The sequence below is a fragment of the Rhodococcus sp. PAMC28707 genome, from assembly GCF_004795915.1.
Taxonomy (GTDB): Bacteria; Actinomycetota; Actinomycetes; order Mycobacteriales; family Mycobacteriaceae; genus Rhodococcoides.
On record NZ_CP039253.1, the window covers coordinates 2791667 to 2813913 of the forward strand.

Genomic DNA, 22247 nt, shown 5'->3' on the forward strand with positions numbered 1-22247 from the left:
CGAAGATATGAAAGGGGGCTAGAGGGTTGTCAATATGACATCGGCGAGGGCCGGAGCGTTCTCTCGTGCGGGAACGGTGACGCTGATCAGATATCTACCGCCTTCGAGCCAGATACGGCAGGTCAAGGTCTCGCCAGGGTAGACGACGCCTGCGAACCTGGCGTCGAAACTGCCGATTGCGTCGGCATTACCGTCGAGGACAGTGTCGGTGACGGCCTTGCACACCATCGAGTATGTGCACAGTCCGTGGAGAATCGGGTTGGGAAACCCTGCAGCGGAGGCGAACTTGGGATCCGAGTGCAGTGGATTGCGATCGCCGCACATGCGGTACATCAACGCCTGCTGCGGCAGAATCGCTATCGAAGTTTCGGCGTCCGGCGCCCGTTCGGGTAGGACGGTTTTGTTGGACGGTCCTCTTTCGCCCCCGAAGCCGCCTTCACCGCGGGCGAAGATCGATGACCGCGCCCGCCACAATTCCGTGCCGTCGAGCGAGGTGGTGATCTTCTCCTGGACTATGACCGCTGCGCTGCCCTTGTCCCAGATATCGGTGATGCGAGTGATCGTCCGAGCCTGTCCGACAGCAGGAATGGGACCGGAGACGGTCACCCCCTGGCTGCCGTGCACAACCTTGGCGAGGTCGATGTCGACACCGGGGAACCGAACCCTGGGTGCTTCGACCTCGTGGAAGGTGGCTGCCACTGTCGCGAAGGTCGGGAGTACCTGTGGTTTGGCGTCGTCCAGGTAGCGAAGCTCGCGAGGGTCGGTGGGGGACCCGCCGGCCCCGATCGCCAGATGAAAGGTCTGCACGTCGTTCGCAGTCCATGAAAACTCTTCCGCCGGTAGCTCGGCGCCGATCGCGAGATCGGGATCGATGCTCACTGTGACGCCCTGCGCGCCATGTCGAGAACAGCCAGGTAGCCGAAGGTCATCGCGGGTCCGATGGTTGCGCCAGGACCTGCGTAGGTGTGGCCCATGACCGGCGCGCTGGCGTTGCCGATTGCATACAAGCCTTCGATGACGCTTCCGTCCTCGCGTAGTACTCGTGCATCGGCGTCGGTGACGAGTCCGCCCTTGGTGCCCAGATCGCCCGGCACCATCTTGACGGCGTAGTAGGGCGGCTTGTCGATCACGCCGAGACTCGGGTTCGGCTTGTTGGTCCGGTCTCCGTAGTACTTGTCGTAACCGCTGTCGCCGCGATGGAAGTCCTCGTCGACTCCGCTGCGGGCGAAACCGTTGAAACGCTCGACGGTCGCGGTGAGCTGCTCGACCGGCATTCCGGTCTTCTCGGCCAGTTCGGCAACGGTGCCGGCCTTGACCACGACGCCGGACTCCAACCAGCGAGACGGGAACCGCTTCTTCGGCGTCAGTCCCGCGAAGATATAGCGATCGCGGTAGCGCTGGTCGATGATCATCCACGTCGGGATGTTCTCGCCGGGACCCTCACCGATGCCGTACTCGCCGCCGTACATCATGTGCACGGCCTCGACGTACGGTGCCGCCTCGTTGAGGAACCGCTTTCCTGCGGTATTGACCATGATGCCGCCGGGCAGCGTGCGCTCGGCGATACAGAACCACGGGCCACCGGTGAGTGGAATGGACGGCCCCCACCAGGCGTCGTCCATCAAATCCACTGCTGCGCCCAGCTTTTGGCCTGCCGTGATGCCGTCGCCGGTGTTCGCCGCGGCGCCGACTGTCCATTCGGTCCCGATCGGCTGACGCTGGTACTTCTTACGCATTTCCGCGTTGTGCTCGAAACCGCCCGACGCCAGCACGACGCCCAGTTTGGCTCTGATGACCGAGCCGGAACCGGCCACGACGACGCCCACTACACGGCCGTCCTCGACGTGGAAATCCGTCATGGGAGTCTCGAGGAGCACCGGCACGTTGGCGTCGAGGAGGCCGGCGCGCAATCCGGCGGACAGCGCTTGGCCGCGGCCGAGTAGATGCTTGCCGGTGAGCTTGGCTCCCATCCAGCGCATGCCGACGCGCATCACGCGGGCCAGTCCACTCGGGTGGCGTCGCAGAAGGTTGATCGCACGGTAGTCCGCTTGAGTGATCACCACGTTGAGCGGTGCCTTGCCGTAGTCGGGTTCGAGATTCTTCACCTCGGACCCCAAACAGGTCGAGTCGAACGGCGTCGGTTCCACCGATCGTCCGCCGACCCGTCCGCCGGGTGCCTCCGGGTAGTAGTCCGAGTATCCCGGAACCCACTGCATTTTCAGCGGTGAGTTCTTCAGCACGAAGCTCAGCATCTCGGGTCCGCGCTCGAGATAGGTGTCGATGCGTTCTTTCGACACGACGTCGCCGATGATCGCGTGCAAGTAGTCGCGCGCGGCCTCCGGGGTGTCGTCGACGCCGTCTCGTTCGAGTACTTCGTTGTTAGGGACCCACACCCCGCCACCCGACCGGGCGGTGGATCCGCCGAACTTTGCTGCCTTCTCGATGACGACGACGCTGAGTCCCCGATGTGCCGCGGTGAGCGCAGCCGTCATTCCGCCCGCGCCGCTACCGACCACGACGATGTCGTATTCCTGCTTGTTCATGTAGAACACGTTATAGAATGATGTGGGTGTCAGTCCATGCTTTCTGCCAGGAAGAATTGATGAAAATCGATTCAAGAACAAAAACACGTTGCAGTTCGTGTTCAGGAGGTTTCAAGTGACCTGGGATTTACACGCCGACGTCGTAGTCGTCGGCTTCGGTGTGGCAGGGGCAGCGGCTGCGCTCGAGGCCGTCGCCGCGGGCAGTTCCGTCATCGCACTCGATCGGTACGCCGGGGGCGGTGCCAGCACGATCTCGGGGGGAGTCGTCTACGCCGGCGGTGGCACGTCCATTCAGGGGCAAGCCGGAGTCGAGGACAGCCCCGACCAGATGTTCGCGTACCTGACCAAGGAGGTCGGCGACGCCGTCGGTCCGGCCACCCTGCGCAAGTTCTGCGATCAGAGCCCGGAGATGATCGAGTGGCTCTCTCATCACGGTGTGCCGTTCGAAGCGTCGCTATGTCCTTACAAGACTTCGTATCCGACCAATCGTCACTACCTGTACTACTCGGGCAGTGAGGCTGCGGGGGAATTCCGAGAGGTGGCTACGCCTGCACCGCGTGGACATCGGGCCAAGGGCAAAGGCACCTCGGGGAAGATGTTGTACGGTCCCATGGCGAAATCTGCGCAGGACGCGGGTGTGCAGTTGATACCGCAAACTCGCGCGGTCTCGCTCGTCGTCGAAGATGGCCGAGTCGTAGGCATCGAGTGTCGGACGTTGAAGGATGCCCCCGCTCGAATCCGGCTGGCTCACAAAAGGATCGGCTTACTCTCCGCGAAGCCGGGCATCTACGCCCCACAGCTTCGGTACCTGCTCGAGCGCCGACTAGCTCGGATCGAGAAAAAGTACGGCCGTCTCGTCCGCATCCAAGCACGTGGAGGGGTCATCCTCAGCGCAGGTGGATTCGCCGCGAACCGCACGATGATGAAGACGCATGCACCGAAATACACCGGTGGAATTGCACTCGGAACGGCCGGCGACGACGGCAGCGGCATCGGCTTGGCCACCGACATCGACGCTGGGACGGCAAAGCTGGCCAACATCTCGGCCTGGCGGTTCATCGTTCCCGCTGTCCCGTTCCTCGGCTCCCTACTCGTCGATCGGGCTGGTGAGCGGATGGTCGACGAATCTCGTTACGGCGCAGCTCTCGGTCACGCCATCGTCGAAAAGGGTGGTGGTCGTGGCTGGTTGCTGGCCGATGCGGATCTGGTGCGAGACGCCAAAGCGCAACTGCCGAAGCAGGCGATGTGGTTCCAACGAGTCCAGAATGCCGGGCTGATGCGCACCGCTGTGCGTGGAAACACGATCGAAGAAGCGGCGCGCGCTGCCGGCCTCGACCCCACGGGACTGCGGGAGACAGTGGACCGACACAACGAGGCCATCGCGTCGGGAACCGTAGATCCAATGGGCAAGCACGAAGACTTCCGACGTCCCGTCGTCGTAGCGCCGTTCACGCTCTTCGACGCGGGTATTCCTGGCGGCTCGACGATTGCGAAGATGATGAATCCGTGCCCGATGATCACCCTCGGTGGGCTCATCGTCGATGAGAACACCGGAGGCGTGAAAGATACGCGTGGAGTGGTCATTCCAGGATTGTTCGCTGCAGGCCGCACTGCTGTCGGACTGTGTTCGAATTCGTACGTCAGCGGACTCTCGCTCGCGGACTGTGTCTTCTCGGGCCGTCGGGCAGGAGCACACGCGCTGGTTTCGTCAAGCGATGACCGCGGGGTCGACTTCGAAGCGATGTGAGCTAGAAGTGTTGTGAGAGAGGTGTAGGGGCCCAGCGTCGCTGGGCCCCTACACGGCCGGAACTGCCTAGTCGGAGGGGACTGACAGAATCCCTTCCATCACTGCATGGTCGATGCTGTCCTGCATGCGTGGGCACGAGTCCTGCGTGGCCGAGTTCCCTGCATCACGAAACACCGGGCAAGTATCGGCAGGTCTGGTGGTCCACTGCACCGAGGTCTGCTTGGAACTGTTCTTGCGTACCAGGACGCTAGTTCCACATGCTCGACATTCCACCGGTGCGAGAGACGAATCGAGATAGTTTTCCTTGTCGCGCACGGTCTGCGCGTGAATCTCCTCGATTCGCTCCGGATCCTGCGCGAAGTCCGGTGCCTTGGCCCAGCTCAGGCTCATGACACTTCGGCGTTCTCGGACTTGTCTGCCTTCTGGCGAGCGAGATTCTCGTCGACCTCTACCTGCCAGGCTTCGTTCGCCTTGGAGGTGTCGACCTCGAACTCGAACCGGCCGGTCATCTTGTCGTCGACATCGGCGACGTCGACGTAGAACTGGTCGTACCAACGGCGCAACTGATAGACAGGGCCGTCCTCCTCGCAGAGCAACGGGTTGTCGATCTTGGTCTTGTTCTTCCAGATCTCGACGTCCTGTAAGAATCCGGCGCTGATTCCCTCGGTGAACTTCTCCGCAAGTTTGATCGAGGTCTTGTCGTTCATGCCTGCTGGCTTCTTGACGGTGATGCCCCACTGCAACACGAACGAATTCTGATCGATCGGGTAGTGGCAGTTGATCAGTACACTCTCGACCTCGAACCCGCCGTAACTGTTCATCAACGGATTGATCATGTACGAGGGGCCGTAGTAGGCGGCTTCGGACTTGAGGAGCGTGTCGCCGCCGTACTGGGACGCCATTCCGATGTCCGGCCGGCCCTTGGTGTTGAGGTACTGCGAGGCTATATGGCCTTCGAATACATTCTTGAAGTACGTCGGGAAGGCGTAGTGAATGTAGAAGAAGTGCGCCATGTCGACGACATTGTCGACGATCTCGCGGCAGTTGGCACCCTCGATGACCATCGAGTTCCAGGTCCAGTCGGTCCAGTCGTCGCTGTAGGCACCCTCGATCCGTGGGATCGTGACCTCCTCGGGAGGCGGATTACCTTCGGCATCGTTCCAGATGAACAGCTGGCCGTTCTGATCCAATGTCGTCCAGGTCCTCGTACGCGCCAGCGGTGGGACACGCCTCGCATACGGAATCTGCGCACATTTGCCGTTCGCGCCCCATCGCCAGTCGTGGAACGGACAGGCGATCTCATCACCCTTCACCGTTCCCTGAGTCAGGTCACCGCCCATATGACGGCAGTAACCGTCGAGCACGACGATTTTCCCGGCCGAATCAGCGAAGACGACAAGTTTGGTGCCGAAAGCCTCGATGGAGTGCGGTTTGCCGTCGGTGAACGTTGTGGTGAGGCCGAGGCAATGCCACCCACGTGCGAAGCGGGTCGGTGTATTGCCGACGTCGATCTCTCGGATCTTTGCCATGTGAACCCCTCACGGTCTACTCGAGCTGTTACTACTAGAACACGTTATAGAATTGCCGTAGAAATGGCTAGTGAAAGCGCGTAAAAGAGTTCTCGACACATGAGAGAACGTGTTCTAGTCTTGCTAGGAAACCATTGAGAAGGTAGGAGTCAATTGTGACGCAGGAGCCGATCGCCCGCCACGAGGTGTTAGACCGAATCGACGCCTTACTGCCCACTCTGCGCGAGCGCGCGCAGGAGACCGAAGATCTGCGACGTCTACCCGACGAGTCGGTGAAAGCCCTCCAGGAGACAGGCTTCTTCCGTTTGCTGCAGCCGGCGCAGTGGGGCGGCTACGAAGAAAACCCCGAGTTGTTCTACACCGCAGTGAAAATGATCGCGAGTGCCTGCGGATCCACCGGTTGGGTCTCCTCGATCATCGGAGTGCACAACTGGCACCTCGCACTGTTCCCCCAGCAAGCGCAGGAAGATGTGTGGGGACAGGACACCGACGTTCGGATCTCCTCTTCGTACGCACCGATGGGCGCAGGCGCCGTCGTGGAAGGCGGATACCGAGTATCCGGCGCGTGGCAGTGGTCCTCGGGCTGCGATCACGCGACCTGGGCGATGCTCGGCGGGCCCGTCATCAAGGATGGTCGACCCGTCGACTTCGTGACATTCCTCATCCCGCGTGAGGACTACCGCATCGACGACGTCTGGAATGTCGTCGGATTGCGTGGAACCGGGAGCAACACTGTGGTGGTCGAGGAGCAGTTCGTTCCGTCCCACCGTGTGTTGAGCTTCGGAAAGATGAACGATCACACCGCCGAAGGACTCGAGCGCAACACCGCTCCGGTCTACAAGATGCCGTGGGGGACGATTCACCCGACCACCATTTCCGCGCCGATCGTCGGAATGGCGGAAGGCGCGTACGCCGCGCACGTCGAGCATCAGGGCAAGCGTGTGCGCAAGGCGTTCGTCGGTGAGACCGGTAAGGACGATCCCTTCGCGAAGGTGCGTATCGCCGAGGCCAGCAGCGACATCGATGCCGCGTGGCGTCAGTTGTCGGGCAACGTCGCCGAAGAGTACGCACTGCTGAAGGCAGGTCAGGAAGTGCCGATCGAACTACGGCTCCGAGCACGCCGCGATCAGGTGCGTGCGACCGGTCGATCCGTCGCCTCGATCGACCTTCTGTTCGAGAGCGCAGGTGCGACGGCGCTGCAGAACGATGCTCCGCTGCAACGCTTCTGGCGAGATGCTCATGCGGGCCGAGTGCATGCTGCAAACGATCCGGAACGCGCATACCAGATGTTCGGTGGTGGCGAGTTCGGCCTCCCGCTCAAGGACACGATGGTATGACCGTGGCCACGCAGGAGATCACCTACGAATCGACGTCGAAGTTCGCGCAGATTCGTCCGGACATGAAACTTCACTACCACGAGGCGGGCGTCGGGAACGATACGACGATCGTGCTGCTGCATGGCGGTGGACCGGGCGCGTCGGGATGGTCGAATTTCGCGGCCAACATTCCGGTGCTCGCGGAGCAGTTCCACGTACTGTGCGTCGACCAGCCTGGATTCGGGTTGTCCGACAAGCCGATCGACCATCCGCAGTACTTCGTGCACTCGTCGTCTGCGCTCAAGGATTTGCTGGATCATCTCGGAATCGAGAGAGCCCACCTGCTCGGAAATTCTCTCGGTGGCGGCACCGCGGTGCGATTCGCGCTCGATTTTCCCTCCAGTGCAGGCAGATTGGTGCTCATGGGGCCTGGAGGGTTGAGCATCAACCTGTTCGCCCCAGACCCGACAGAGGGCGTCAAGCATCTCGGCAACTTCAGTGCTCCGCCGGGGCCGTCGAAGGAAAAGCTCGAGGCGTTCCTCAAAGTGATGGTGTTCGACCAGTCGCTGATCACCGAAGAGTTACTCGAGCAGCGCTACGCCGCCGCATCGACGCCGGAGTCCATCGCCGCGATGCGTGCCATGGGGAAGTCGTTCGCCGGCGCCGATTTCGAGAAGGGCATGCTCTGGCGTGAGGCATACAAGTTACGCCAGCCTGTGCTGCTGATCTGGGGCCGTGAGGACCGCGTCAATCCGATAGACGGCGCACTGGTGGCACTCAAGACGATTCCGCGTGCGCAGTTGCACGTGTTCGGTCGATGCGGGCACTGGGCCCAGGTTGAAATGGCCGAGGAATTCAATCGTTTGACCGCTGCATTTCTTACCGAGGGGAGCTGAGAGATGGGTATCCGATCTCTGGCATACATGCGTATCGAGGCCACCGACATGAACGCGTGGCGCGAGTACGGGCTCAAGGTGCTCGGCATGGTCGAGGGCAAAGGTGTCACCCCGGGCGCGCTCTACCTACGTATGGACGACTTCCCTGCCCGGCTCGTCATCGTTCCGGGTGAGAAGGACCGACTGCTCGTATCCGGTTGGGAAACTGCAAATGCTGCCGAGCTGCAGAGCATTCGAAGTTCCCTGGACAATGCCGGTGTTCCCTACAAGGAGGGTACTGCCGAGCAGATTCAGGACCGTCGAGTAGACGAGTTGATCGTGTTCGAGGACCCGTCGGGGAACACCCTCGAGGCATTCCATGGGGCGGCTCTCGAACATCGGCGCGTCGTCAGCCCGTACGGCCATACCTTCGTCACCGGCGAACAGGGCCTGGGCCACGTCGTGCTCTCCACCGACGACGACGACGCGTCACTGCGGTTCTACCGTGATGTCCTCGGCTTCCGGCTTCGCGATTCGATGCGTCTGCCTCCGCAGATGATGGGTCGGCCCGCCGACGGCGATCCCGGATGGTTGCGATTCTTCGGGTGCAATCCCCGGCACCACAGCTTGGCGTTCCTACCGATGCCGACCCCCAGTGGAATCGTGCATCTGATGATCGAGGTCGAAAACTCCGATGACGTCGGGCTCGGACTCGACCGTGCACTGCGCAAGAAGGTCCCGATGTCCGCTACGCTGGGACGTCACGTCAACGATTTGATGCTGTCCTTCTACATGAAGACTCCTGGCGGATTCGACATCGAATTCGGTTGCGAAGGAAGACAGGTCGAAGACGAGAAGTGGGTTGCCCGCGAAAGTACGGCCGTGAGCTTGTGGGGACACGATTTCTCGGTGGGAATCAGATAGGTGAGTGAAGCTGTGGCGAACTTCGAACCGCGGACGTTCCGGACGGTTCTCGGGCAGTTCTGTACCGGGATCACGATCATCACTACGGTCGACGAGGACGTCCCGGTGGGCTTCGCCTGCCAGTCGTTCGCCGCGCTGTCGCTCGATCCACCTCTCGTCTTGTTCTGCCCTACGAAGGGTTCCAGGTCATGGGCTGCGATCGAACGAAGCGGAAAATTTGCGGTCAATGTCCTGGGCGAAGAGCAGCAGGACACGTGTGCACGTTTCGGATCTCGTGAGCCGGACAAATTCGCCGGTGTCGAGTGGAGCGCGTCGGAACTGGGCTCGCCCATTCTGGCAGGCTCGCTCGCGCATATAGATTGCACGGTGGAGTCGGTTCTCGATGGTGGTGACCACTACATCGCCATCGGTCGGGTCCACTCGCTCGGCGAGATCACCGGTGAGCGTCCGTTGCTCTTCTACCGCGGCCAGTACACCGGTATCGAACCGGACAAGACCGTTCCCGCACCATGGCGGGACGATCTCGAAGCATTCCTTACCGCGTCGTCTCCGGACACGTGGTTGTAATTCGAGTCACGACGAAAAAATCGCCCCGGGCATACCCGGGGCGATTTTTTTCGTTCGCTGAATCTCCTCGCCGCGCCGGCTCTGTCGGCGACGGGTCCGATTACACAGCCGCAGGCGCGTATCGGTTCACGTACTCGCTCGGTCGCCCGAACAGCTGTGAAGAGCCGTGTGCCCGTTTGAAGTACAGGTGCGCGTCGTGCTCCCAGGTGATCGCGATGCCACCGTGAATCTGTATCGAGTCTGCGGCGATGTGCGAGAGTGCTTCGGAGCAGTGCACTTTCGCCACACCCGCATCGTCGTGGGCCGATGGAAGCTGCTCGGCTAGTGACCGCGCAGCTGCGTACGACACCGACTTTGCGCTCTCTAGCAACACGTACATATCCGCCATGCGGTGCTTGAGTGCCTGGAAACTTCCGATCGGGCGCCCGAACTGTACCCGGGTGCGACTGTATTCCACGGTCATATCCAGGCTTGCCGCAGCAGCACCGATTTGATCGGCAGACAGTGCGGTACAAGCGATATCGCGAACTTTGGCGAGCGTATCGGGCGCGGTGTCGATCTTGCGCCCGGTGACGCCGGCGAACTCGACGGTGCTCAGTCGACGCGTGGGGTCCATCGTCGGAGTGTTGCGACGGGTGACACCTGCGGCGGACGGGTCCACCTCGTACAGCGATACCGTGCCGTCGGCCGAGGCAGCGACGACGAGGACATCGGCATACAGACCGTCGAGGACGTACTCCGCCACACCGGTGAGAGTTCCGTCGGTGACGGTCACCGGGACGTCGTCGTCACTCCATACCGAACCGGCCCAGCAGAGCGCTGCAATGGAACTGCCCTCGGCTATGCCGGGGAGCAAACGCTCACAGGCCTCGTGGTCGCCGGACACGAGCAGTGCCTGGCCTGCGAGTACGACCGAACCGAGCATCGGCGACGGCGTCAGGGATCTACCCAGCTCCTCGAGCACCACGTGCGATTCGATGGCCCCGAATCCGGCGCCGCCGAACTCCTCCGGAATTGCCAGTGAGGCAATGCCGACCTCGCACAATTGCTGCCACAGCGGCTCCTGGTAGCCGCGGTCGGTGTCGATCGCGGCGCGCATGTCCGAGCGCTTGTCGAGCAGCGATCTGATCATGACCCGCAGATCGTTCTGCTCTTCGGTGAATACGCCTACCCCGTTCATACGGCGGCCAGAGCGCGTGCGATCCGTGCGCGGTGAGCAGCGACGGTTCCCCATGCGGTGTACAGGGCCCGTGTCTTCGTCAGCCAGAGCGACAGGTCGTACTCGGCGGTGTAGCCGATCGCGCCGTGCACCTGGAGTGCGACGCGCGACGCGCGGTAGGCAGCCTCGGAACTGGCGACCTTCGCGGCCGAGACGTCACGGGATGCGTCCTCGCTGCCGTCGGCGATGGAGATAGCAGCGCCGTAGATGAGCGGCATCGCCATTTCGAGACCGATGAGTGCGTCGGCCAACTGGTGCTTGATCGCCTGGAAGGAGCCGATGGGCTTGCCGAACTGCACACGGCCCTTGGCGTACTCGGTGGTCGTATCCACCAGATGGCGGCCGAGTCCGAGAAGCTGCGCAGAACAGGCCAACGCTGCCAGATCGAACGCGCGATCCCAGGCCTGTGCCACGGCGGGGTCCTCGACCAACGTCGAGCCGTCGGTAACCTCGAACAGCCTGCGGGCAGTGTCGACGGAATTGCGACGAGTCCCTGCCTGCACCTGCTCGATCCGCGATCCGTTCACGCGCAGCACGAGGTCGCAGACGTCTGCGTCCAGGGCGCGAGGACTTGCCACGGACGCAAGCGAAGTTCCGTCGGCAATCCCGGGAAGCCATTTCTCGGCGAGATCGCCGAACGGTGCGAGCAGTGTCGGCGCCACCGCGACGGATTCGATCAGAGGGCCGGGCGCTGCTGCGCGTCCGATCTCGATGAATCCGACGACGAGGTCGACCGGATGTGCGCCGAGACCGCCGTGATTTTCCTCGATGGTCAACCCGGTGACGCCGGTGTCGGCGAGTCCGCGCAGTAACTTGCGGCCTGGTTCGAGTTCGTCGCGGCTCCAGGCTCGAACTGCCCCGGCCGAACCGGCGAGCTGTTCACGCAGACTGGATGCGAAGTCTTGTTGTTCAGTGGACAGTGCGAATCTCATCGGTCCGCCTTAGGAAGGCCGAGCAGACGCTCGGCAACGATGTTGCGTTGAATCTCGTTGGTACCCGCGTAGATCGGGCCGGAGAGAGAGAAAAGGTAGCCGTCCTGCCAGGAGCCGTCGAGCTCGCCGTCGTCGCCGAGTAGGTCGAGTGCGGTCTCGTGCAGTGCTACGTCGAGTTCGGACCAGAAGATCTTGTTGACCGAGGACTCTGCACCGAGTGCTCCGCCTTCCTGCAGGCGCGTCACCGTGCCGAAGGTGTGCAGGCGGTAGGCACGCGCCCCGATCCATGCGTCGACGACGCGATCGGTCGTGTTCGAGTTCGCCACCGCATCGGAATTCTTTTTCCAATGCTCGATCAAGCGATCCGCTGCGGCAGTGAACCTTCCGGGGCTGCGCAGGGAGAGTCCGCGTTCGTTGCTCGAGGTGCTCATGGCAACGCGCCATCCGTCGTTCGGTTGCCCGATGACGTCGGCGTCCGGAACGAAGACATCTTCGAAGAAGATCTCGGCGAAACCGGCCTCACCGTCGAGCTGCGGGATCGGACGCACCGTGACGCCTTCGGCGGTCAGCGGGAACATCACGTATGTCAGGCCGCGGTGGCGCTGCGCTTCGGGATCGCTGCGGAACAGACCGAAGCCCCAGTCCGCGAAGCTCGCGCGTGAACTCCAGGTCTTTTGACCGTTCAGGACCCAGCCGCCCTCGACCTGCTTGGCGCTCGACCGGATACCAGCAAGGTCACTGCCGGCCTCGGGCTCGGACCAAGCCTGTGCCCAAATGTCGTCGCCGCGTCCCATACGCGGAAGGAAACGCTCGCGCTGTTCGTCGGTTCCGTACTCGAACAGCGTCGGAGCGAGCAGGAAGATTCCGTTCTGCGCGACGCGCCCCGGGGCGCCGGCGGCGTAGTACTCCTCCTCGAAAATTACCCATTCCAGCAACGAAGCGTCACGGCCACCGAGTGCACTCGGCCATGAGACGACGGAGAGGCGGGCGTCGGCGAGGGTGTTCTCCCACTGCCGATGCTGCTCGAAGCCCTCTGCCGTGTCCATCGAGGCGAGCGGCTCCGCGGGGATGTTTTCGGCGAGAAACTCGCGCACGCTGTCGCGGAACGCAATTGTGGAGTCATCGAGATCGAGATCCATTTACTTGCCCTTCTCCTTCATCGTCTTGGCGTTCATGCCGCCGAGGGAGTCGGTGTCGACCTCGGCATTGTGTGCATGCGCAAAGTGGTGGAGACCGAATACCGAGTCCATGCCTGCGCGCATTCCCATCTGGTCCTCGCACTGGTTGACGGCCTTCTTGGTCAACGCAAGTCCGAACTGCGGCATTGCCGAGATGCGTCCGGCGAGAGCGCGGGTCTCCGACTCCAGGTCATCTCGCGGTACGACGCGCGAAACCATGCCCCACTCGTAGGCGCGCTGTGCCGAGAAGCGGTCGCCGGTGTACAGGATTTCCTTGGCGGCACGGGTGCCGAGTACCCACGGATGCGCGAAGTACTCCACTCCCGGGATGCCCATGCGCACAACGGGGTCGGAGAAGAATGCATCGTCGGAGGCCACGATCAGATCGCACACCCACGCGAGCATCAGTCCGCCGGCGATGCAGGCGCCCTGCACCGAAGCGATGATCGGCTTCGGGATTTCGCGCCAGCGGCGGCACATTCCGAGATAGACCTCCATCTCGCGAGCGAAACGCTGGTCGCCGCCGACTCGATCGATGTGGTCCCACCACATGACCGCCTTGTTCTCGAAGTGGACGTCCACGTCGCGTTCGGGGGTACCGATGTCGTGTCCGGCGCTGAAGTGTTTGCCGTTGCCCGCCAGAATGATCACCGCGACATCGGGGTCCTCGGTCGCGCGGGTGAACGCGGCGTCGAGTGCGTACGTCATTGCCGAGTTCTGCGCATTGCGGTACTCGGGCCTGTTCAACGTCACCGTCGCGATCTTGTCCACAACTTCGTATGTCACGGGTTCGCTCATCGGATTTCCTTACCTAGTTCGATCCGGGAGGCCTTGCCGGGGGCCTCGTAACACTTGTAACGATTGTTGATCGGGGTCGGCCCGGCCGCACGTCGGAGTGGGTCCGGGCCGATGCTCGGTTCCGTAGTCATGATCTCCTCGGGCGGTTCGTTAACAAGCAAGTGCTTGGTAGGTTATCCTACTGAAGTGGATGGAAGCCAGGGGCAGGTTCGGCAAGGTATCTCGGGTGCGTCCGATGTGGAGTTCGCCGCCGAGGTTCGACAATGGTTGGCAGAGAATCTGAACGGGGAGTACGCAGCCTTACGTGGGCTGGGTGGACCCGGGCGGGAGCATGAGGCCTTCGAAGAGCGGCTTGCGTGGGATCGCCACCTTGCGGCTTCCGGATGGACGTGCCTCGGCTGGCCGGAGGAATACGGCGGACGGGCGGCGACGCTGGATCAGCAGCTGATCTTCCACGAGGAGTACGCCAAGGCCGATGCGCCCGCCCGCGTAAGCCACGTCGGCGAGGAACTGCTGGGCCCGACGCTCATCGCGTTCGGCACCGAGGAGCAGAAGAAGCGCTTCCTTCCCGGCATCAATACGGTCTCCGAACTCTGGTGCCAGGGCTACTCGGAGCCCGGTGCAGGCTCGGATCTCGCAAACGTCTCCACGACGGCGCGCCTCGATGACCAGGGCTGGGTGATCAACGGCCAGAAGATCTGGACTTCGCTGGCGCACGTCGCCGACTGGTGTTTCGTCCTTACTCGGACCGAGCCAGGATCCAAGCGGCACGCCGGACTGTCGTATCTGCTCGTTCCCATGGACCAACCCGGGGTAACCGTTCGACCCATCAACCAGTTGACCGGAACGTCCGAGTTCAACGAAGTGTTCTTCGAGGACGCCCGGACCGAAGCGGACCTCGTCGTCGGCGAACCCGGAGACGGGTGGCGGATTGCCATGGGAACGCTGACCTTCGAGCGCGGAGTATCCACGCTCGGGCAACAGGTCGGTTTCGCCCGCGAACTCGACGGTATCGAGGAAATTGCCCAGCGCAACGGGTCGGCCGCGGACCCGATTCTGAGCGACCGCCTCGCACGGGCGAGGATCGGACTGTCGGTGATGCGAGCGCACGCCTTGCGCACCCTGGCAACCGTCGACGCCGGCACGAGCGGCGGCGAGGCATCGGTCTCGAAGCTCTTGTGGGCCAACTGGCATCGAGGACTCGGTGAACTCGCCATGGATGTGCTCGGTGCGAATTCACTGACTTACGAAGAAGAACTGACCAACCTGCAACGCCTGTACCTCTTCACTCGCGCCGACACCATCTACGGCGGATCGAACGAAGTGCAGCGCAACATCATCTCCGAGCGAGTGCTCGGCCTACCCCGAGAGGCGCGTCCATGACCGGACCACTGTCCACCCCACCGGCCGAGATCTCCGGCCACGGACTACTCGTCGGCCGGGTCGCCGTCGTGACCGCCGCGGCCGGAACCGGCATCGGCTCGGCAACCGCACGTCGGATACTCGCCGAAGGTGGAGACGTCCTCGTCTCCGACTGGCACGAGCGCAGGCTCGACGCCACCCGCGAGAGCTTGGCGGAGCAGTTCCCCGACGCCCGAGTCGAGTCCGCGGTGTGCGATGTATCGAGCACCGAACAAGTACGCAACCTCATCGACACGGCCGCCGAGCGGATGGGCCGCATCGACATCCTCGTCAACAATGCAGGTCTCGGTGGCGAAGTTCCCGTCGTGGACATGACCGACGAGCAGTGGGATCGGGTACTCGACATCACGCTGAACGGCACATTCCGCTGCACGCGAGAGGCATTGCGGTACTTCCGTACTGCCGGTCACGGTGGCGTCATCGTCAACAATGCAAGCGTCCTCGGCTGGCGCGCGCAGAAGGGACAGGCTCACTACGCCGCCGCGAAAGCCGGCGTCATGGCGCTGACCCGCTGCTCCGCCGTCGAAGCAGCCGAATTCGGAGTGCGGATCAATGCCGTCGCACCGAGCATCGCAAAGCACGCGTTCCTCGCCAAGGTGACCTCCGAGGATCTTCTCGACCAACTGTCTGCGGACGAAGCCTTCGGCCGCGCTGCGGAACCGTGGGAAATCGCAGCAACCATCGCGATGCTGGCCAGCGACTACTCGAGCTACTTGACCGGTGAGGTGGTGTCCGTCTCCAGCCAGCGCGGCTGAGACGGGTCCCTCACTTCGCCGCCGGCGAGAGTGCGGGGACAATGACTGGCTATGGAGATCGCTGTCTTTCTCGTAGCCCTCGCGGTCGGTGTACTCACCGTCGCGGGCCTGGCCGAGCGACTGGGCGTTCCGCCGCCCCTACTGCTGATCGTGGTAGGGGTCGCGGCGTCCTACGCGCCGGGAATGCCGGAGATCCACCTCGAACCCGAGGTGGTATTGCTCGGGCTGCTTCCGCCCCTGCTCTATGCGACGGCGATCCAGTCCTCGCTGGTCGATATAAACGCCAACCGCCGATCGATCCTTCTACTGTCGGTGGTGCTGGTTGCCGTCACGGCGATCGGTGTCGGCGCAATCGTGCACGTCATCCTGCCGGATATCTCCTGGCCTGCAGCGCTCGCGATCGGCGCAGTCGTCGCACCACCGGATGCGGTCGCTGCCTCCGCCATCGGACGCAGAATCGGCCTGCCTCGTCAGATAGTGACGATCCTCGAAGGTGAGTCGCTGCTCAACGACGCGACTGCCCTCGTCGCGCTGAGCACGGCAATCTATGCGCTGAGTAATTCGGTGAATGCCGGCCGGATCGGACTCGACTTCGTCATCGCGGCAGGCGGCGGCGTTGCAGTCGGCCTGGTGACGTTCTACGTCGTCGCCAAGGTGCGGCGCAGACTGACCAATCCGGTGCTGGACACCGCAATTTCGTTCGTCGTCCCGTTCGCTGCGTATCTCCTGGCCGAGGAGATTCATGCCTCCGGTGTTCTGGCAGTCGTCGTCGCCGGGCTGTTGCTCGGGCACGAAGCCCCGATTCTGCAGTCGGCGCAATCCCGGATCGCGGAGCGCATCAACTGGCGAACCATCGCCTTCATCCTCGAGAATGCAGTCTTCCTGCTGATCGGCCTACAGGCGTCGTGGATCGTGCGCGATGTAGCCAAGAGTTCGCTCTCACCCCTGACCATCGCGTCGGTGTGCACGGCCACCCTCGTAGGCGTCATCGTGATCCGAATCTTCTGGGTGTTCGTCTCCCGCTATGCCCTGGTACGCCCGGGCGCCGATCCCACGACCGGGACGGTCCCATCGTGGCGATACACGCTGCTCATCGGCTGGGCCGGGATGCGCGGGGTCGTCACGCTCGCCGCCGCCTTCATCATTCCGTTGGGAACCCAGGATCGAGAAGTGCTGCTTCTCGTTGCGTTCACGGTCGTGGCCGGGACTCTGTTCCTTCAAGGACTGTCGCTTCCGCTGCTCGCCCGGCGACTGAAGGTCCCGTCACCTGATCCGATGGGTGACGCGTTGGCACGCGCCACCCTGCTGCAGCAGGCGTCGAAAGCGGGGTACGCCGCGCTCGACAAGCTCGAATACGAGGACCCTCACGACATCGACACACTCGTTCGTCAACGCGTGGAGGAGCGTAACTACGCAGCATGGGAGCGACTCGGCACCACCGCTGATCAGGAGACGCCCAGCGAGCTGTACGCCCGCGTCCGGGTGACCATGATCAAGGCCGAACGCGAGCGAATTCTCGAGATCCGCAGTTCGGGAACCGTGCCGTCCGAGGTCATCGGCGAAGTGCTGGGGATGCTCGACGTCGAGGAATCGATGATCGACGCGGCGAGCGAGTCGCGTCGAGACATTCGAGCGTCGAACGAACTGCGTGGCCATCCAGGAGTCACATGCGAGGATCTCGACCGGTATCCGGAAGCGCAGACGCACACCGACGGCACGTGCCACGAGTGCGTTCGCGACGGGACGGAATGGGTTGCACTCCGCGCCTGCCTGAATTGTGGACACATCGGGTGCTGCGACTCCTCGGCCCGTCAGCACGCCACGGCACACTTCAGAGAGACGGGCCACCCCGTCATGGAGTCCGCCGAGCCTGGGGAGAACTGGCGATGGTGCTTCGTGCATCACCTGACGGCCTGACCCATGCACGTATGCAAAGCAAGTGCTTGGTTGGTATAGTGTGCTCGTGCCCCGAACCCCCAAAGCCGTAGGACGACGCGGAGAGCTGCTCGAGCTCGCCGCGACGCTCTTTGCCGAACGTGGCATGCGTGCAACGACGGTCCGTGACATTGCCGACGCTGCAGGGATCCTCTCCGGAAGTCTTTATCACCACTTCGACTCCAAGGAGTCGATGGTCGACGAGATTCTGCGGGGGTTCCTCGACGAACTCTTCGACAGCTACCACAAGATCGTGGCAGAGGGATTGGGTCCGCGGGAAACCCTGGAAGGCCTCGTAGTGGCGTCGTTCGAGGCGATCGACCGCTCGCATTCGGCCGTCGCGATCTATCAGGACGAGGCCAAGCACCTCGTCGGCACCGAACGCTTCGAGTACATCACCGGTCGTAACAGTGAGTTTCATGAACTCTGGAACGGTGTGGTCGAGCGCGGTATCGCAGACGGCAGTTTTCGGCCGGATGTCGACGTCGAACTCGTCTACCGATTCATGCGCGACACAGTGTGGGTGGCAGTCCGGTGGTATCGCCCGGGTGGCAAGCTCACCGCGGAAGCCGTCGCGCAGCAGTATCTCGCCATCGTGCTCGACGGATTGTCGAGCACTCCCAAGTCCGTCACACGATCCCGCACGGCGTCAACCTAGGAGAGTCTTCCCATGCCCGAGGCCTACATAATCGACGCTGTTCGAACTCCGGTCGGTAAGCGCGGCGGTTCCCTCGCCGAGACGCACCCCGCCGATCTCGGTGCGAGCGTCCTGCGTTCCCTGATGGACCGGTCCTCGATCGATCCGCCCCAGATCGACGACGTCATTTTCGGTTGCGTCGACGCCATCGGTGGGCAAGCTGGAAACATCGCGCGCACGGCCTGGTTGGCGGCCGGATTCCCGGAGGAAGTGCCCGGGGTCACCGTCGATCGTCAGTGCGGCTCGAGCCAGCAAGCAATTCACTTCGCCGCACAGGCCGTCATGAGTGGGACGTCGGATCTGATCGTCGCCGGTGGCGTACAGAACATGACACAGATCCCGATCGCGGCAGCGATGGTCGTGGGACAGCAGTACGGCTTCGAGACCCCGTTCAGTGGGTCCAAAGGCTGGGAACACCGCTACGGCCAGCAGGAAGTGTCGCAGTTCCGCGGCGCCGAACTCATTGCCGAGAAGTGGGACGTCACGCGTGAAGACATGGAGCAGTTCGCTCTGGCCAGCCATGAGCGCGCTCGGCACGCCATAGCCGAAGGGCGATTCGATCGCGAGATCGTCGGCGTCGGCGACTTCATGGTCGACGAGTGCCCGCGTGAGACGACTCTCGAAAAGATGGCTTCGCTCAAGCCCCTCACCGAGGGTGGACGGCTCACCGCGGCCCTCGCCAGCCAGATCTGCGACGGAGCGAGCGCGACTCTCGTGGCCTCCGCAGCAGCAGTCGAGGCACACGGACTCACCCCGCGCGCCCGGATCCATCACCTCAGCGCCCGCGGTGCCGACCCGATCTTCATGCTGAGTGCGCCGATCACGGCCACCAAGCACGCACTGGAGAAGGCCGGCCTGTCGATCGACGATATCGACGTCGTGGAAATCAACGAGGCGTTCGCTCCCGTAGTCCTGGCGTGGCTGAAGGAGACCGGCGCTGATCCGGCCCGGGTCAACATCAACGGTGGTGCGATCGCTCTCGGGCACCCACTCGGCGCGACGGGGGCAAAGCTCTTTGCCACCATGTTGTGCGAACTCGAACGTACCGGTGGCCGTTACGGCCTGCAGACCGTCTGTGAGGGCGGCGGTACCGCCAACGTCACGATCATCGAACGGCTCTGATTCTCGCGTAACGCGCCGGCGTCGGGTCGAATGTCGGACCTGTGTGCGACCCTGTGGTCGTGACCGAGTTCGCCCCCGACGCCCCGGCGGGCAGTGCTGAAGCCAGCATCATGCATGCCGATCTGGACTCTTTCTATGCGTCGGTAGAGCAGCGAGACGACCCACGCCTTCGAGGCAAACCGGTGCTGGTCGGCGGTGGGGTCGTGCTCGCCGCCAGCTACGAGGCCAAAGCATTCGGTGTCCGGACGCCCATGAGTGGCGCTCGAGCCCGGGCGCTGTGTCCGCACGCAATTTTCGTTGCCCCTCGCATGGACGCGTACACCGAAGCGAGCCGGGCCGTATTCGAGATCTTCAGAAACACCACTCCGCTCGTGGAGGGCATTTCCGTCGACGAGGCGTTCCTCGAAGTCGGTGGGTTGGGCAAGATCAGAGGCACTCCGGTTCGGATCGCCGAAAGACTGCGGCGAGAGGTCAAGGAGCAGGTCGGCCTGCCCATCACCGTCGGTATCGCCTGTACCAAGTTTCTGGCAAAAGTAGCCAGCGCGGTCGGAAAGCCCGACGGGTTGCTGTTGGTTCCGCCCGGCCGTGAGCTCGAGTTCCTTCATCCGCTGAAGATCGAGCGGCTATGGGGCGTCGGTAAGGTCACCGCCGACAAGCTCCATGCGTTCGACATCGTGACCATCGGTGACATCGCCGCCCACAGCGAAGCCTCCATCGTGTCGATTCTCGGTAAAGGCGCGGGGCATCATCTGCATTCGCTCGCCAACAATCGCGATCCGCGACAGGTGCAGACGTATCGGGGGCGCAGTTCCATCGGTGCGCAGCACGCACTCGGGAGCGGCCCGACGTCGTCGGCGGAGGTGAAGGCTTCCCTCATCGCCCTGGTGGATCGAGTGACGCAGCGGATGCGTGCCGCTGAACGCACCGGCCGCACAGTGGTTTTGAGCGTACGGTTCGGTGACTTCACCCGCATCACACGTTCCCACACACTGGACCGTACGACGGCTGACACCCAGGCCATTCTCGACGCGGCACTGACGCTTCTGCAGGACGCAGCGTCTCTGATCGCCGAGCGTGGGATCACGCTGGTGGGCATCACGGTGTCCAATATCGAACGTACGGGCACCGAGCAACTCGAGCTGCAGTTCGATCGACCCCAAGATGCTCCGAGTGCTTCTGCCCTCGATATGGCGCTCGACGGCGTCCACACCAAATTCGGTAAGGGCGCTCTGACCAGGGGAGTATTGCTGGGTCGCAACTTCGGTTCCTCGGTTCCGCTACTTCCGGACTGACACCGTCAGCTCGAAGTTCTTCGGCATCAGCGTCAGTCGTTCCTCGATCTTCAGGTGGTAGTCGGGGTCGGCTCGAATGTCGAACTGCTGCAGTATGGTTCCGAGAACGAGCACTGCCTCATGAATGGCGAACTGCCGACCGATGCATGCGCGTTCACCCGTACCCCACGGCTTGTAGACGTGCCCCGGCCGTGACCGAACATTGGCGGAAAGGAACCGATCGGGGTCGAAGGCGTCTGGGTTTTCGCCCCAGACCGGGTCTCGGTGCAGACCCGGAATGAGAACGAACGCCCAATCGCCCTTTTTCATCGAATGGATACCGCCGATCGAGGTGTCTTCGCGCGCTTCACGGGCGAATGCAGGCGCAGTCGGCCAGAGCCGCAAACTCTCGTCGAGGATGCGTCGAACCAGGCGGAGCTTGGGGACCTGCTCGAACTCCGGGGTCTGTGAACCCCATACCGCGTCGACTTCGGCGCGCGCGGCCTCGAGAATTTCGGGGTGCTGCGAGAGGTAGTGCAGAGCGAAAGACAGCGCGCCCGAGGTGGTTTCGTGGCCGGCGATCAGGAACGTCACGATCTGCTGGCGAATGTTGATCTCGCTCAGGGCATTGGGATTGTCGGCGTCACGCGCAGCATCGAGCATGATGTCGAGGAGATCGCCTCGACCGGACGTGCCGGCGTCGCGGCGAGTGCGCACGATGTCGTCGAGAAGGGTTGCGATGTAATGCTTGTCGCGTTCGTTCCTGCGGTCGGCTGTGCGAAAAACGATGTCGGCCAACCATGGGATCGGCACGATTTCGCGTCGCTGATTGTGTGAGAGGACCCCGACCATCGCGTCGACGAAAGGATGCGGCTTGTCGCGGTTGAACGAGTCGAACCCATAGCTGAATCCGGTTCTGCCGATGGTGTCGAGGGTCAGCTTGGTCATGTCGGCGGACACATCGACCTTGGTGTGCGAGCGCCAGTGCGCCGTGAGATCGGCTGCGACGTCGACCATGATGTGGTGGTAGCTGCGCATTGCGGGCTGGGTGAAGGCCGGCCGGAGTAGATCGTGTGCCTTCTGCCAGTTCGGCTCGTCCGAATGTGCAGTGAACAGAGCATCCCCTCCGATCGAGCGCAAGCCCACGATAGCGGGGGATATGTGTTTGACGAACCGATGCTCGTCACACAACTCCCCAGCCAGGTCGGCGCCGGAGACCATCACGTATTGGCGCCCCATGACCACTCGTTCGAAGATCGGGCCCAGCTTCTCGGCAAGGGCTATCGAATCCTGAACGGGCGTCGATGCATGTACTCCGAGGACATCACCGAGGAACGGGAGGCGCCTGCTCGGGTGCGGAAGTGCGTGCGTCGCCACGTCGACGTCGATGACCATGCTGAGCCTCTCGATTCACTAC

General features: G+C 62.8%; 21 protein-coding genes. 11 read left to right on the forward strand and 10 right to left on the reverse strand.

What is annotated here, in order from left to right:
- Nucleotides 1-18: 18 nt before the first annotated feature.
- Together E5720_RS12640 and kstD are read right to left on the reverse strand one after the other, a co-directional pair.
- Complete coding sequence (locus E5720_RS12640) at nucleotides 19-879, reverse strand: MaoC/PaaZ C-terminal domain-containing protein (protein WP_136170940.1); 861 nt, start codon at nucleotides 877-879, stop codon at nucleotides 19-21.
- Entirely contained in the window at nucleotides 876-2543 is a 1668-nt protein-coding gene (gene kstD / locus E5720_RS12645) for a 3-oxosteroid 1-dehydrogenase (protein ID WP_168708346.1), read from the reverse strand. Before kstD ends, E5720_RS12640 begins: the two co-directional genes overlap by 4 nt.
- 115 nt (nucleotides 2544-2658) lie before the next feature.
- Here kstD and E5720_RS12650 point away from each other — a divergent pair, with 115 nt between their 5' ends.
- Nucleotides 2659-4290 (forward strand): FAD-binding protein, encoded by a 1632-nt coding sequence (locus E5720_RS12650; RefSeq protein WP_136170942.1) that lies wholly within the window; start codon nucleotides 2659-2661, stop codon nucleotides 4288-4290.
- Nucleotides 4291-4356: 66 nt separating this feature from the next.
- On the opposite strand, the gene E5720_RS12655 is transcribed toward E5720_RS12650, so the two are convergent.
- Entirely contained in the window at nucleotides 4357-4680 is a 324-nt protein-coding gene (locus E5720_RS12655; RefSeq protein WP_136170943.1) for a hypothetical protein, read from the reverse strand.
- Complete coding sequence (locus tag E5720_RS12660; RefSeq protein ID WP_136170944.1) at nucleotides 4677-5819, reverse strand: Rieske 2Fe-2S domain-containing protein; 1143 nt, start codon at nucleotides 5817-5819, stop codon at nucleotides 4677-4679. Before E5720_RS12660 ends, E5720_RS12655 begins: the two co-directional genes overlap by 4 nt.
- 155 nt (nucleotides 5820-5974) lie before the next feature.
- On the opposite strand from E5720_RS12660, the gene hsaA reads away from it, so the two are divergent.
- Genes hsaA through hsaB form a run of 4 tightly spaced genes read left to right on the forward strand, consistent with a single transcriptional unit; the run spans nucleotide 5975 to nucleotide 9501 of the window.
- Nucleotides 5975-7156 carry a 3-hydroxy-9,10-secoandrosta-1,3,5(10)-triene-9,17-dione monooxygenase oxygenase subunit gene (gene hsaA / locus E5720_RS12665; protein WP_247595944.1) on the forward strand — a complete coding sequence of 394 codons (1182 nt, stop codon included), beginning with the start codon at nucleotides 5975-5977 and terminating at the stop codon, nucleotides 7154-7156.
- Nucleotides 7153-8031 carry a 4,5:9,10-diseco-3-hydroxy-5,9,17-trioxoandrosta-1(10),2-diene-4-oate hydrolase gene (gene hsaD / locus E5720_RS12670; protein ID WP_136170945.1) on the forward strand — a complete coding sequence of 293 codons (879 nt, stop codon included), beginning with the start codon at nucleotides 7153-7155 and terminating at the stop codon, nucleotides 8029-8031. Before hsaA ends, hsaD begins: the two co-directional genes overlap by 4 nt.
- A 3-nt stretch (nucleotides 8032-8034) precedes the next feature.
- Entirely contained in the window at nucleotides 8035-8934 is a 900-nt protein-coding gene (gene hsaC, locus E5720_RS12675; protein WP_136170946.1) for an iron-dependent extradiol dioxygenase HsaC, read from the forward strand.
- Nucleotides 8935-9501: a 3-hydroxy-9,10-secoandrosta-1,3,5(10)-triene-9,17-dione monooxygenase reductase subunit gene (gene hsaB / locus E5720_RS12680; RefSeq protein WP_136170947.1), complete on the forward strand. Its 567-nt coding sequence runs from the start codon at nucleotides 8935-8937 to the stop codon at nucleotides 9499-9501.
- A gap of 100 nt (nucleotides 9502-9601) precedes the next feature.
- Here hsaB and E5720_RS12685 read toward each other — a convergent pair whose 3' ends face one another.
- Genes E5720_RS12685 through E5720_RS22285 form a run of 5 tightly spaced genes read right to left on the reverse strand, consistent with a single transcriptional unit; the run spans nucleotide 9602 to nucleotide 13759 of the window.
- Nucleotides 9602-10681 (reverse strand): acyl-CoA dehydrogenase family protein, encoded by a 1080-nt coding sequence (locus tag E5720_RS12685; protein ID WP_210729859.1) that lies wholly within the window; start codon nucleotides 10679-10681, stop codon nucleotides 9602-9604.
- Nucleotides 10678-11652 (reverse strand): acyl-CoA dehydrogenase family protein, encoded by a 975-nt coding sequence (locus E5720_RS12690; protein WP_136170949.1) that lies wholly within the window; start codon nucleotides 11650-11652, stop codon nucleotides 10678-10680. The genes E5720_RS12685 and E5720_RS12690 overlap by 4 nt, the downstream gene beginning before the upstream one ends.
- Complete coding sequence (locus E5720_RS12695) at nucleotides 11649-12791, reverse strand: acyl-CoA dehydrogenase family protein (protein WP_136170950.1); 1143 nt, start codon at nucleotides 12789-12791, stop codon at nucleotides 11649-11651. Before E5720_RS12695 ends, E5720_RS12690 begins: the two co-directional genes overlap by 4 nt.
- Nucleotides 12792-13628, reverse strand: a complete 837-nt coding sequence (locus tag E5720_RS12700; RefSeq protein ID WP_084345462.1) for an enoyl-CoA hydratase — start codon at nucleotides 13626-13628, stop codon at nucleotides 12792-12794.
- Nucleotides 13625-13759 carry a hypothetical protein gene (locus E5720_RS22285; RefSeq protein WP_281727910.1) on the reverse strand — a complete coding sequence of 45 codons (135 nt, stop codon included), beginning with the start codon at nucleotides 13757-13759 and terminating at the stop codon, nucleotides 13625-13627. The genes E5720_RS12700 and E5720_RS22285 overlap by 4 nt, the downstream gene beginning before the upstream one ends.
- A 55-nt stretch (nucleotides 13760-13814) precedes the next feature.
- Here E5720_RS22285 and E5720_RS12705 point away from each other — a divergent pair, with 55 nt between their 5' ends.
- The 6 genes from E5720_RS12705 to dinB all read left to right on the forward strand — a co-directional run bounded on the left by E5720_RS12705 (nucleotide 13815) and on the right by dinB (nucleotide 20851).
- Complete coding sequence (locus tag E5720_RS12705; protein ID WP_247595945.1) at nucleotides 13815-15011, forward strand: acyl-CoA dehydrogenase family protein; 1197 nt, start codon at nucleotides 13815-13817, stop codon at nucleotides 15009-15011.
- Entirely contained in the window at nucleotides 15008-15805 is a 798-nt protein-coding gene (locus tag E5720_RS12710) for an SDR family oxidoreductase (RefSeq protein WP_136170952.1), read from the forward strand. The genes E5720_RS12705 and E5720_RS12710 overlap by 4 nt, the downstream gene beginning before the upstream one ends.
- Before the next feature lie 51 nt (nucleotides 15806-15856).
- Complete coding sequence (locus E5720_RS12715; protein ID WP_136170953.1) at nucleotides 15857-17722, forward strand: Na+/H+ antiporter; 1866 nt, start codon at nucleotides 15857-15859, stop codon at nucleotides 17720-17722.
- A gap of 46 nt (nucleotides 17723-17768) precedes the next feature.
- The gene (locus E5720_RS12720; protein WP_247595946.1) at nucleotides 17769-18398 is read left to right on the forward strand and encodes a TetR/AcrR family transcriptional regulator; all 630 of its coding nucleotides are present in this window, start codon (nucleotides 17769-17771) and stop codon (nucleotides 18396-18398) included.
- A 12-nt stretch (nucleotides 18399-18410) separates the two neighbouring features.
- Nucleotides 18411-19559 (forward strand): acetyl-CoA C-acetyltransferase, encoded by a 1149-nt coding sequence (locus E5720_RS12725; protein ID WP_136170954.1) that lies wholly within the window; start codon nucleotides 18411-18413, stop codon nucleotides 19557-19559.
- A gap of 110 nt (nucleotides 19560-19669) precedes the next feature.
- A complete protein-coding gene (gene dinB / locus E5720_RS12730; RefSeq protein WP_136172661.1) occupies nucleotides 19670-20851 on the forward strand; it encodes a DNA polymerase IV in 1182 nt (393 codons plus the stop codon).
- Here the strand turns inward: dinB and E5720_RS12735 are convergent.
- A complete protein-coding gene (locus E5720_RS12735) occupies nucleotides 20837-22225 on the reverse strand; it encodes a cytochrome P450 (RefSeq protein ID WP_136170955.1) in 1389 nt (462 codons plus the stop codon). The two genes, dinB and E5720_RS12735, sit on opposite strands and share 15 nt — an antisense overlap.
- Nucleotides 22226-22247: the final 22 nt, after the last annotated feature.

Coding starts and splice junctions, on each gene's coding strand:
- hsaC (WP_136170946.1), top strand. CDS start 8,035: ATGGGTATCCGATCTCTGGCATACATGCGTATCGAGGCCACCGACATG.
- E5720_RS12725 (WP_136170954.1), top strand. CDS start 18,411: ATGCCCGAGGCCTACATAATCGACGCTGTTCGAACTCCGGTCGGTAAG.
- E5720_RS22285 (WP_281727910.1), bottom strand. CDS start 13,759: ATGACTACGGAACCGAGCATCGGCCCGGACCCACTCCGACGTGCGGCC.
- hsaD (WP_136170945.1), top strand. CDS start 7,153: ATGACCGTGGCCACGCAGGAGATCACCTACGAATCGACGTCGAAGTTC.
- E5720_RS12735 (WP_136170955.1), bottom strand. CDS start 22,225: ATGGTCATCGACGTCGACGTGGCGACGCACGCACTTCCGCACCCGAGC.
- E5720_RS12685 (WP_210729859.1), bottom strand. CDS start 10,681: ATGAACGGGGTAGGCGTATTCACCGAAGAGCAGAACGATCTGCGGGTC.
- E5720_RS12715 (WP_136170953.1), top strand. CDS start 15,857: ATGGAGATCGCTGTCTTTCTCGTAGCCCTCGCGGTCGGTGTACTCACC.
- E5720_RS12695 (WP_136170950.1), bottom strand. CDS start 12,791: ATGGATCTCGATCTCGATGACTCCACAATTGCGTTCCGCGACAGCGTG.
- dinB (WP_136172661.1), top strand. CDS start 19,670: ATGCATGCCGATCTGGACTCTTTCTATGCGTCGGTAGAGCAGCGAGAC.
- E5720_RS12660 (WP_136170944.1), bottom strand. CDS start 5,819: ATGGCAAAGATCCGAGAGATCGACGTCGGCAATACACCGACCCGCTTC.
- E5720_RS12655 (WP_136170943.1), bottom strand. CDS start 4,680: ATGAGCCTGAGCTGGGCCAAGGCACCGGACTTCGCGCAGGATCCGGAG.
- E5720_RS12710 (WP_136170952.1), top strand. CDS start 15,008: ATGACCGGACCACTGTCCACCCCACCGGCCGAGATCTCCGGCCACGGA.
- kstD (WP_168708346.1), bottom strand. CDS start 2,543: ATGAACAAGCAGGAATACGACATCGTCGTGGTCGGTAGCGGCGCGGGC.
- E5720_RS12690 (WP_136170949.1), bottom strand. CDS start 11,652: ATGAGATTCGCACTGTCCACTGAACAACAAGACTTCGCATCCAGTCTG.
- E5720_RS12700 (WP_084345462.1), bottom strand. CDS start 13,628: ATGAGCGAACCCGTGACATACGAAGTTGTGGACAAGATCGCGACGGTG.